Source organism: Cohnella faecalis (genome assembly GCF_003570905.1).
GTDB lineage: Bacteria > Bacillota > Bacilli > Paenibacillales > Paenibacillaceae > Cohnella > Cohnella faecalis.
Genome location: NZ_QXJM01000012.1, coordinates 1 through 10,807, shown reverse-complemented (window position 1 = coordinate 10,807; position 10,807 = coordinate 1). Strand labels below are relative to the sequence as shown.

The 10,807-nt window shown below is 53.8% G+C and carries 8 protein-coding genes and 7 pseudogenes; 9 read left to right on the top strand and 6 right to left on the bottom strand.

Annotation, left to right across the window (positions count from 1 at the left end; translation table 11 throughout):
- Together D3H35_RS01325 and D3H35_RS01320 are read right to left on the bottom strand one after the other, a co-directional pair.
- On the bottom strand, positions 1-412 hold a 412-nt coding region (locus D3H35_RS01325), incomplete at its 3' end, for an NAD(P)-binding domain-containing protein (RefSeq protein WP_459178241.1).
- 636 nt (positions 413-1,048) lie between these two features.
- Positions 1,049-1,644 (bottom strand): annotated as a pseudogene (locus tag D3H35_RS01320) (hypothetical protein).
- Positions 1,645-1,939: 295 nt separating this feature from the next.
- On the opposite strand from D3H35_RS01320, the pseudogene D3H35_RS01315 reads away from it, so the two are divergent.
- A pseudogene (locus D3H35_RS01315) lies at positions 1,940-2,554 on the top strand (YktB family protein); the annotation flags it as partial.
- Between the two features lie 494 nt (positions 2,555-3,048).
- On the opposite strand, the gene D3H35_RS33950 reads toward D3H35_RS01315, so the two are convergent.
- The 3 genes and pseudogenes from D3H35_RS33950 to D3H35_RS01300 form a co-directional block, all read right to left on the bottom strand.
- On the bottom strand, positions 3,049-3,369 hold the full coding sequence (locus D3H35_RS33950; RefSeq protein WP_325049984.1) for a nitroreductase family protein: 321 nt from the start codon (positions 3,367-3,369) through the stop codon (positions 3,049-3,051).
- Positions 3,366-3,566, bottom strand: a complete 201-nt coding sequence (locus tag D3H35_RS33945) for a nitroreductase family protein (protein ID WP_325049983.1) — start codon at positions 3,564-3,566, stop codon at positions 3,366-3,368. Before D3H35_RS33945 ends, D3H35_RS33950 begins: the two co-directional genes overlap by 4 nt.
- A 186-nt stretch (positions 3,567-3,752) precedes the next feature.
- A pseudogene (locus D3H35_RS01300) lies at positions 3,753-5,254 on the bottom strand (efflux RND transporter permease subunit).
- 202 nt (positions 5,255-5,456) lie between these two features.
- Between D3H35_RS01300 and D3H35_RS01295 the strand changes: the two are divergent.
- The 6 genes and pseudogenes from D3H35_RS01295 to D3H35_RS34535 all read left to right on the top strand — a co-directional run bounded on the left by D3H35_RS01295 (position 5,457) and on the right by D3H35_RS34535 (position 7,732).
- Positions 5,457-5,717 carry a hypothetical protein gene (locus D3H35_RS01295; RefSeq protein WP_119147423.1) on the top strand — a complete coding sequence of 87 codons (261 nt, stop codon included), beginning with the start codon at positions 5,457-5,459 and terminating at the stop codon, positions 5,715-5,717.
- 29 nt (positions 5,718-5,746) lie between these two features.
- Entirely contained in the window at positions 5,747-5,986 is a 240-nt protein-coding gene (locus D3H35_RS01290; RefSeq protein ID WP_147355698.1) for a hypothetical protein, read from the top strand.
- Between the two features lie 151 nt (positions 5,987-6,137).
- Complete coding sequence (locus tag D3H35_RS30215; protein ID WP_147355697.1) at positions 6,138-6,350, top strand: hypothetical protein; 213 nt, start codon at positions 6,138-6,140, stop codon at positions 6,348-6,350.
- Positions 6,293-6,745, top strand: coding sequence for an efflux RND transporter permease subunit (locus D3H35_RS33355; RefSeq protein ID WP_158593890.1), 453 nt, complete (start codon positions 6,293-6,295; stop codon positions 6,743-6,745). Before D3H35_RS30215 ends, D3H35_RS33355 begins: the two co-directional genes overlap by 58 nt.
- Before the next feature lie 37 nt (positions 6,746-6,782).
- On the top strand, positions 6,783-7,022 hold the full coding sequence (locus D3H35_RS33350; protein WP_119147419.1) for an efflux RND transporter permease subunit: 240 nt from the start codon (positions 6,783-6,785) through the stop codon (positions 7,020-7,022).
- Positions 7,023-7,160: 138 nt separating this feature from the next.
- Positions 7,161-7,732 (top strand): annotated as a pseudogene (locus tag D3H35_RS34535) (nitroreductase family protein).
- 522 nt (positions 7,733-8,254) lie between these two features.
- On the opposite strand, the pseudogene D3H35_RS01260 reads toward D3H35_RS34535, so the two are convergent.
- Positions 8,255-8,962, bottom strand: a pseudogene (locus tag D3H35_RS01260) (YktB family protein).
- Between the two features lie 200 nt (positions 8,963-9,162).
- Here D3H35_RS01260 and D3H35_RS01255 point away from each other — a divergent pair.
- Both D3H35_RS01255 and D3H35_RS01250 read left to right on the top strand, forming a co-directional pair.
- Positions 9,163-9,760 (top strand): annotated as a pseudogene (locus D3H35_RS01255) (hypothetical protein).
- 641 nt (positions 9,761-10,401) lie between these two features.
- Positions 10,402-10,807: pseudogene (locus tag D3H35_RS01250) on the top strand (NAD(P)-binding domain-containing protein); the annotation flags it as partial.

Sequence of the window (10,807 nt, the reverse complement as noted above, 5' to 3'; positions counted from 1 at the left end):
GCCCTTTAAGCGCGCCTTCTTCGCCGCCGGATACGCCCGTCCGATGAAGTTGAAGCCTTGCTCGGTCAATTGCTTGCTGCGGCGCTGAGTGTCGGGAAGTAAGCGTTGCCCCCGTCAATGATGATATCGCCTTTGTCCAGATGCGGAACGAGCGACTCGATCGTCGCGTCGGTGCCTGCGCCGGCTTGAACCATGATGAGAATTTTGCGCGGAACTTCCAGGAAGCGACGAATTCTTCGACGGAATAGGTCGGCACAAGGTTTTTGCCTTTGCCGTCCGGTTCAGAAGGGTCGTCCGTTTTTTCGCGGGATCTGTTGTATACAGCTACGTTGAATCCGCGGCTTTCAATGTTCAGTGCGAGGTTGCGTCCCATGACCGCAAGGCCGACGACGCCAATATTAGCTTTCGACATTGTTCTCTTCATCCTTTTGTACAAAATTTCACAATAAGCCTATTGTACTCTTTTTGACTGAGAATGAAAACCATCAATTGCTTGACGATTCGTCCGACGCAACTTTTTTAGCCGTCCGGCGACGCATACGGCGCGCTCAGGAGTCGGTCTACAGGCTCCCGGCGTCTCTGAAACTTTGCTTGGTATCGGATAGATATAAGGGCGGAAAGCTTATGCTAGCTTTCTTTCTGGCATTCCAAAAAAAAACCACCTCATTCGCCTCTGCGGTCTGACGGGTGAGGTAGATTAACTGTAATAGCTACAGCTAACCATCCTTTAGAGCCGTGCGCTTGAGATTGAACTGTAGAAAGTACCGTTAATTTTTTCCATTTCGGAGCATGACGCTAAAAGCATCCTGAAGAAATGTACTTTTGCAGATAATGTAACTAGAATACCGATCTATCCTCAAAATAAAGATATGTTCTGCAGTTTATACGTCGGGCTAAGCGAGGATCGTCGGTCATTCGGCGTTAGTTCGCTCGGGGCCGGGCTAGGCGGCTGGTCGGCGTCCTCTGGGTCGGTATCGGATGGGTTTCAAATAAAGAGGCGGAGGCCCGTAAAACGGGCCCCGCCTCTCTTTCGGTTCATCCTATGGGTTCACAGCTCCAGCAGGAGCATCTCTACGCGCATGACCTTCAGCTTTTCCTTGCTGGCCTCCGCATCTGCGGCGCGTCCCTCTTGGATCGCTTCGTGGAGCACCGCAAGCTCATAATCGATTTCAAGGCGCAAGACGCCCGCCCGCAGTTCGGCTCTTTTCGATTTGAATGCTTGCACCATGTCTTCCACTGTGATATGCGGCCGCTTCTGGAAAATGATTCGATGTTCCATACCCGACACCTCCACGAGACGGATAATTTCGCCGAACATGATGTTTTCGATTAGAATTTGACGATCCCGGAATCGCTTCACGATAGCATGACCGCGCGAATCGCCTATCAGCTTTTCGATCCAGAGCGCCAGCTTCTCGTCCTTGACCAAATAATCGCCGACCAGCTTGTAACGGTTCAATATTCGTTGGAAACGCAGCTTGAGAAGCTTTCTTCCGTTCTGACGGATACGGTGAACAGATGGTCGCTCTCGTTCCAATAAAGCGAGTAGCCTTGCTGGATGAGCTCGCGAAGCAAGTTTTGGATTTGACGACGGTCGAATCGTAGCTCCAGATTACAATATTCCACTTCGTAACTTCGGTTCACGGCAAGCCCTCCTCCTGCAGCGCCGCGTGGCCCGACTGAAAGACTGACGGTTTGACCGAATGTTCTGAATATTCTTGCTTGCTTTTATCTTATACTCCATCTTATGTTCTGGCAACTTGGTTTCTTGACTATTTTCGGAAAAATGAAAGCATTTCCATAAAATCGATGAAAATGCCCTCTCCAACTCGGGCGCAAGCGGATTTTCCCGTGTTATAATGAGTCAAGCTGCTTTCGAAAATGGTTTGTAAGGAGAAGAAACGACGATGAGCGCAACCGAGTTAACAAGTTCGTTCGGGGATTCGTTCCCGCCGATTTCGAAGTATTCGATATTGACGGCTTGGAGCCCCGCATGACCGCCTTGATCGAACAAGTGCGGCCGAAGCTGCATCAGCTCGGGGATCAGCTGTCCCCGTTTTTGTCCGACCTATGCGGCGAGACGGTATATCCCCATGTCGCCAAGCACGCTCGCCGGACGATCAATCCTCCGAACGATACCTGGGTCGCTTATGCGCCCAGCAAGCGAGGCTATAAAGCTTTGCCTCATTTTCAAATCGGATTGTGGGGCTCGCACATTTTCATTCAATTTGCCATCATTTATGAATGCGAATCCAAAGGAGCTTTCGCCGAGCGAGCGTTGGCCGAGCTTGCCTCCGTGCGGCGTTCGATTCCGGCGTCCTTCGTCTGGTCCAAGGATCATATGATCCCGGAAGGGCTCCGTCACGGAAAGCTGGCCGATGAAGAGCTCGCCGACCTGTTCTATAGACTCGGCTCGGTGAAAGCGGCGGAATTGACGTGCGGCATTCACATTCAAAAGGACGATCCGATTGTCTCGGACGAGAGTGCGTTCCTAGCGCTCGCCGAGAAGACGTTCAAGAAGCTCAAGCCGCTTTACCGGATGGCAAAAGGGTAGTCTTGCGCCGTACAAAGAACCGCCCCCTGCAGCAGGGGCGGTTCTTTGGCGTGCGGATAGTATGTAAGGTACGTCGTACCACTCTTTCGGCGAATCCCGCTACTTCGCGCCGATGTGCGGTACGTCGTACCACTCTTTCGGCGAATCCCACTTCCTTGCGCCGATGTGTGGGACGACGTACCGCTCTTTCGACGAATCTCGCTTCCTTGCGCCGATGTGCGGTACGCCTTACCATTCTTTCGGCGAATCACACTTCTTCGCGCCGATGTGCGGTACGTCGTACCACTCTTTCGGAGAATCCCGCTTCCTTGCGCCGATGTGTGGGACGACGTACCGCTCTTTCGACGAATCTCGCTTCCTTGCGCCGATGTGTGGGACGACGTACCGCTCTTTCGGCGAATCCCGCTACTTCGCGCCGATGTGCGGTACGTCGTACCACTCTTTCGGCGAATCCCACTTCCTCGCACCAATGTGCGGTACGACGTACCGCTCTTTCAACGTTGGCGGCCCCCGGTCAGAGCTCTCTTACGCTTCGATCCAGATCGTCTTGCTTGCAGCGGAATTCGCTTCCCTTCCGGAGGCTGCAAATCCGGGTAGCCGACGTAGACGAGACCGACCAATTCTTCTTGCGGCTGAAGGCCGAACGCGCTCTTCATCGCCGGGTGGTACATCGGATCGCCCGATCTCCATACGGCTCCAAGACCGCTCGCATGAGCGGACAACAGCAGATTTTGCACGGCGGAGTTGGCGGCGGCAAATTCTTCGGCGCGGCTCACCCGCGGAGCCTCGCTTGGCGAGCAGACGACCGCGATCACGACCGGAGCGCGATTCGCTTTCGCCTCTTCTCTCTTATGCAGTTCCGCCCTCTCCTGCTCCGAAAGTTTGGGGAATGCCCGGACGCGATTTCTGCGTACGCTCGGCCTAGCGTTTGCGGCCTTCGCCGGTCATGACGACGAAACTTCCACGGCTCCGTCTGATGATGATTAGGCGCCCAGACCGCCGCTTCGAGCATACGCTCCAACAGCTCGCGCGGAACGGCTCATCCTTCACTTTTCCGATGCTTCTTCGAGTGCGTATCGCTTCTTCCACATTCATTGCTATTTCGTGCCTCCTCATATCCCAATAGGATCATTCCACTTTACCAGAGTATCGTCTCCCAGCCTCATAAGCAAGCGAAGGACCGTCCCTCAAAGTCTTTTCAGACCTTGCGGAACAGTCCTTCCTGCGAACCGCGATTAAGCGGCGATCGTTTGTTGCTTGCTTTTGCTACGCGCTGGCGTTTGGACTTGCGGAAGAATAGCAGCTCGTAAATGCACGGGACGATAACGAGCGTCAGCAACGTAGCAACGATCAGTCCGCCGATAACGACGATCGCAAGGCTCTGCGATACGATGCTGCCCGATTCCGACGTTCCGAAGACGAGCGGAAGCATCGCGCAGACAGTGGCGATAGCGGTCATCAGAATCGGACGCATCCGCGTTCCGGCCGCTTCAAGCAGCGCTTCGCGAATGGTCATCGTCTCTTCGTTCTGTCTAACCGGTCGATGAGAACGATCGCGTTCGTAACGACGATGCCGACAAGCATGACGACTCCGAAAATGGCGGTGAAGTCCGGCTTGACGTTGCCGATCAGCAGTCCCAGTACGGCTCCAATCGGTACGAACAGCAGGGAAGACAGAATGGCGAGCGGCGCTTTAAGCGTCTTGAACGTGATGACCATGATCAAGTATACGATGCCGATGGACACGAGCATCATCATGAACAAGCTCATGAAATCTTCGGACTGGTCGGCGGAAGCGCCGCCGACGTTCAATTTCACTCCGTCGGGAGTTTTTACGTCATTCATCGCTTTCTTAATATCCGCGCCTACAATGGACAGTTGGCTTGGCTCGACAGTTGCAGCCACCCTTACATAGCTTTTGCCGTCCTTGTGGAAAAATTTCGTCGGAAGCTCTTCCTTGACCCACTCGGCTACGCTCGATGCCGGCTTCGGACCTGCGTCGGTCATTACCGTCAAATTCTCAAGATCCGCTTCCGATTGCGGCTTCAGCACAGGCTCGAGAATAACGCTGACAGGCTGGCCGTTCGCTTTCATCGTGCCGATCGGCACCGAATTCAGCATTCCTTGCAGCTGGCTGGCGATATCGCCGGCTTTCGCTTGCGATGCGTTTACTTTAAGAGTGTAAACCGTCTTCTTCTCTTCCTGATTGCTTTCTACTTTCAGGACGTCCTTGATCGGCTTGATTTTGGCAATGACCTCATCCGCTGACTTGGTCAGCTGATCCAGATTGTCGCCCGTCACGTCAACGAATACTTGCGTAGATGAGCCTCCGCCGAAAAACGAGCCGGGTCCGGCGTTCAGATCGGCGCCAGGGTAATTCGCGCGCTGCCCTTTGACCGCATCTATAATTTTGTCGGCATCGGCGCCGTCTTTCATCTGAACCGTGTAGCTCACCAAAGTCGGCGAATTGACGTTTCCGTAAGTTGCGCCGTCCGCGCTGTTCCCCATTTGCATGTCAACGTAATCCTGGCCTTCTTGCTCCATCAGAAACTTTTCGAGCTTGAGTCCGTTTTCGCGCACTTCATCGACCGGCGTATCCGGCTTATAGTCGAGCGTAATACTGAGACTGCTAGCGCTGGAATTGTCGATCGCTCCCTTCGGCAAGGAGAAGTACGTTCCGACCGAGCCAAGGAGAAGCAGGAACGCAATCAGAATCGGCAGCCACTTGAAGCGAAGGTTCCATTCCAGGAACGAAGTAAGCGCTTGGAAGGAAGGTGTTCTTTTCGATTTTTGAGTCTTTTGAGGCTCAAGCGTTCCTGCTGCCGTTCGCTCTGACGGTTACGTATGCGCTGCTATCCTCGCTGATCGTTGCGCTTACCGTCATTCCGCTGCTAAGCTCGGTGTGCTCAAAAACTCGAAAATCAAAGAACACCTTCCTTCCAAGCGCTTTACTTCGTTCCTGGAATGGAACCTTCGCTTCAAGTGGCTGCCGATTCTGATTGCGTTCCTGCTTCTCCTTGGCTCGGTCGGAACGTACTTCTCCTTGCCGAAGGGAGCGATCGACAATTCCAGCGCTAGCAGTCTCAGTATTACGCTCGACTATAAGCCGGATACGCCGGTCGATGAAGTGCGCAAAACGGACTCAAGCTCGAAAAGTTTCTGATGGAGCAAGAAGGCCAGGATTACGTTGACATGCAAATGGGGAACAGCGCGGACGGCGCAACTTACGGAAACGTCAATTCGCCGACTTTTGTGAGCTACACGGTTCAGATGAAAGACGGCGCCGATGCCGACAAAATTATAGATGCGGTCAAAGGGCAGCGCGCGAATTACCCTGGCGCCGATCTGAACGCCGGACCCGGCTCGTTTTTCGGCGGAGGCTCATCTACGCAAGTATTCGTTGACGTGACGGCGACAATCTGGATCAGCTGACCAAGTCAGCGGATGAGGTCATTGCCAAAATCAAGCCGATCAAGGACGTCCCAAAGTAGAAAGCAATCAGGAAGAGAAGAAGACGGTTTACACTCTTAAAGTAAACGCATCGCAAGCGAAAGCCGGCGATATCGCCAGCCAGCTGCAAGGAATGCTGAATTCGGTGCCGATCGGCACGATGAAAGCGAACGGCCAGCCTGTCAGCGTTATTCTCGAGCCTGTGCTGAAGCCGCAATCGGAAGCGGATCTTGAGAATTTGACGGTAATGACCGACGCAGGTCCGAAGCCGGCATCGAGCGTAGCCGAGTGGTCAAGGAAGAGCTTCCGACGAAATTTTTCCACAAGGACGGCAAAAGCTATGTAAGGGTGGCTGCAACTGTCGAGCCAAGCCAACTGTCCATTGTAGGCGCGGATATTAAGAAAGCGATGAATGACGTAAAAACTCCCGACGGAGTGAAATTGAACGTCGGCGGCGCTTCCGCCGACCAGTCCGAAGATTTCATGAGCTTGTTCATGATGATGCTCGTGTCCATCGGCATCGTATACTTGATCATGGTCATCACGTTCAAGACGCTTAAAGCGCCGCTCGCCATTCTGTCTTCCCTGCTGTTCGTACCGATTGGAGCCGTACTGGGACTGCTGATCGGCAACGTCAAGCCGGACTTCACCGCCATTTTCGGAGTCGTCATGCTTGTCGGCATCGTCGTTACGAACGCGATCGTTCTCATCGACCGGTTAGACAGAACGAAGAGACGATGACCATTCGCGAAGCGCTGCTTGAAGCGGCCGAACGCGGATGCGTCCGATTCTGATGACCGCTATCGCCACTGTCTGCGCGATGCTTCCGCTCGTCTTCGGAACGTCGGAATCGGGCAGCATCGTATCGCAGAGCCTTGCGATCGTCGTTATCGGCGGACTGATCGTTGCTACGTTGCTGACGCTCGTTATCGTCCCGTGCATTTACGAGCTGCTATTCTTCCGCAAGTCCAAACGCCAGCGCGTAGCAAAAGCCAAGCAACAAACGATCGCCGCTTAATCGCGGTTCGCAGGAAGGACTGTTCCGCAAGGTCTGAAAAGACCTTTGAGGACGGTCCTTCGCTTGCTTATGAGGCTGGAGACGATACTCTGGTAAAGTGGAATGATCCTATTGGATATGAGGAGGCACGAAATAGCAATGAATGTGGAAGAAGCGATACGCACTCGAAGAAGCATCGGAAAAGTGAAGGATGAGCCCGTTCCGCGCGAGCTGTTGGAGCGTATGCTCGAAGCGGCGGTCTGGGCGCCTAATCATCATCAGACGGAGCCGTGGAAGTTCGTCGTCATGACCGGCGAAGGCCGCAAAACGCTAGGCCGAGCGTACGCAGAAATCGCGTCCGGGCATTCCCCAAACCTTTCGGAGCAGGAGAGGGCGGAACTGCATAAGAGAGAAGAGGCGAAAGCGAATCGCGCTCCGGTCGTGATCGCGTCGTCTGCTCGCCAAGCGAGGCTCCGCGGGTGAGCCGCGCCGAAGAATTTGCCGCCGCCAACTCCGCCGTGCAAAATCTGCTGTTGTCCGCTCATGCGAGCGGTCTTGGAGCCGTATGGAGATCGGGCGATCCGATGTACCACCCGGCGATGAAGAGCGCGTTCGGCCTTCAGCCGCAAGAAGAATTGGTCGGTCTCGTCTACGTCGGCTACCCGGATTTGCAGCCTCCGGAAGGGAAGCGAATTCCCGCTGCAAGCAAGACGATCTGGATCGAAGCGTAAGAGAGCTCTGACCGGGGCCGCCAACGTTGAAAGAGCGGTACGTCGTACCGCACATTGGTGCGAGGAAGTGGGATTCGCCGAAAGAGTGGTACGACGTACCGCACATCGGCGCGAAGTAGCGGATTCGCCGAAAGAGCGGTACGTCGTCCCACACATCGGCGCAAGGAAGCGAGATTCGTCGAAAGAGCGGTACGTCGTCCCACACATCGGCGCAAGGAAGCGGGATTCTCCGAAAGAGTGGTACGACGTACCGCACATCGGCGCGAAGAAGTGTGATTCGCCGAAAGAATGGTAAGGCGTACCGCACATCGGCGCAAGGAAGCGAGATTCGTCGAAAGAGCGGTACGTCGTCCCACACATCGGCGCAAGGAAGTGGGATTCGCCGAAAGAGTGGTACGACGTACCGCACATCGGCGCGAAGTAGCGGGATTCGCCGAAAGAGTGGTACGACGTACCTTACATACTATCCGCACGCCAAAGAACCGCCCCCTGCTGCAGGGGCGGTTCTTTGTACGCGCAAGACTACCCTTTTGCCATCCGGTAAAGCGGCTTGAGCTTCTTGAACGTCTTCTCGGCGAGCGCTAGGAACGCACTCTCGTCCGAGACAATCGGATCGTCCTTTTGAATGTGAATGCCGCACGTCAATTCCGCCGCTTTCACCGAGCCGAGTCTATAGAACAGGTCGGCGAGCTCTTCATCGGCCAGCTTTCCGTGACGGAGCCCTTCCGGGATCATATGATCCTTGGACCAGACGAAGGACGCCGGAATCGAACGCCGCACGGAGGCAAGCTCGGCCAACGCTCGCTCGGCGAAAGCTCCTTTGGATTCGCATTCATAAATGATGGCAAATTGAATGAAAATGTGCGAGCCCCACAATCCGATTTGAAAATGAGGCAAAGCTTTATAGCCTCGCTTGCTGGCGCATAAGCGACCCAGTATCGTTCGGAGGATTGATCGTCCGGCGAGCGTGCTTGGCGACATGGGGATATACCGTCTCGCCGCATAGGTCGGACAAAAACGGGACAGCTGATCCCCGAGCTGATGCAGCTTCGGCCGCACTTGTTCGATCAAGGCGGTCATGCGGGGCTCCAAGCCGTCAATATCGAATACTTCGAAATCGGCGGGAACGAATCCCCGAACGAACTTGTTAACTCGGTTGCGCTCATCGTCGTTTCTTCTCCTTACAAACCATTTTCGAAAGCAGCTTGACTCATTATAACACGGGAAAATCCGCTTGCGCCCCGAGTTGGAGAGGGCATTTTCATCGATTTTATGGAAATGCTTTCATTTTTCCGAAAATAGTCAAGAAACCAAGTTGCCAGAACATAAGATGGAGTATAAGATAAAAGCAAGCAAGAATATTCAGAACATTCGGTCAAACCGTCAGTCTTTCAGTCGGGCCACGCGGCGCTGCAGGAGGAGGGCTTGCCGTGAACCGAAGTTACGAAGTGGAATATTGTAATCTGGAGCTACGATTCGACCGTCGTCAAATCCAAAACTTGCTTCGCGAGCTCATCCAGCAAGGCTACTCGCTTTATTGGAACGAGAGCGACCATCTGTTCACCGTATCCGTCAGAACCGGAAGAAAGCTTCTCAAGCTGCGTTTCCAACGAATATTGAACCGTTACAAGCTGGTCGGCGATTATTTGGTCAAGGACGAGAAGCTGGCGCTCTGGATCGAAAAGCTGATAGGCGATTCGCGCGGTCATGCTATCGTGAAGCGATTCCGGATCGTCAAATTCTAATCGAAAACATCATGTTCGGCGAAATTATCCGTCTCGTGGAGGTGTCGGGTATGGAACATCGAATCATTTTCCAGAAGCGGCCGCATATCACAGTGGAAGACATGGTGCAAGCATTCAAATCGAAAAGAGCCGAACTGCGCGGGCGGGCGTCTTGCGCCTTGAAATCGATTATGAGCTTGCGGTGCTCCACGAAGCGATCCAAGAGGGACGCGCCGCAGATGCGGAGGCCAGCAAGGAAAAGCTGAAGGTCATGCGCGTAGAGATGCTCCTGCTGGAGCTGTGAACCCATAGGATGAACCGAAAGAGAGGCGGGGCCCGTTTTACGGGCCTCCGCCTCTTTATTTGAAACCCATCCGATACCGACCCAGAGGACGCCGACCAGCCCGCCTAGCCCGGCCCCGAGCCGAACTAACGCCGAATGACCGACGATCCTCGCTTAGCCCGACGTATAACTGCAGAACATATCTTTATTTTGAGGATAGATCGGTATTCTAGTTACATTATCTGCAAAAAGTACATTTCTTCAGGATGCTTTTAGCGTCATGCTCCGAAATGGAAAAAATTAACGGTACTTTCTACAGTTCAATCTCAAGCGCACGGCTCTAAAGGATGGTTAGCTGTAGCTATTACAGTTAATCTACCTCACCCGTCAGACCGCAGAGGCGAATGAGGTGGTTTTTTTTGGAATGCCAGAAAGAAAGCTAGCATAAGCTTTCCGCCCCTTATATCTATCCGATACCAAAGCAAAGTTTCAGAGACGCCGGGAGCCTGTAGACCCGACTCCTGAGCGCGCCGTATGCGTCGCCGACGGCTAAAAAAGTTGCGTCGGACGAATCGTCCAAGCAATTGATGGTTTTCATTCTCAGTCAAAAAGAGTACAATAGGCTTATTGTGAAAATTTTGTACCAAAGGATGAAGAGAACAATGTCGAAAGCTAATATTGGCGTCGTCGGCCTTGCGGTCATGGGACGCAACCTCGCACTGAACATTGAAAGCCGCGGATTCAACGTAGCTGTATACAACAGATCCCGCGAAAAAACGGCACCTTCTGAACACGACGGCAAAGGCAAAAACCTTGTGCCGACCTATTCCGTCGAAGAATTCGTCGCTTCCCTGGAAGTTCCGCGCAAAATTCTCATCATGGTTCAAGCCGGCGCAGGCACCGACGCGACGATCGAGTCGCTCGTTCCGCATCTGGACAAAGGCGATATCATCATTGACGGGGCAACGCTTACTTCCCGGACACTCAGCGCCGCAGCAAGCAATTGACCGAGCAAGGCTTCAACTTCATCGGCACGCGTATCCGCGGCGAAGAAGGCGCGCTTAAAGG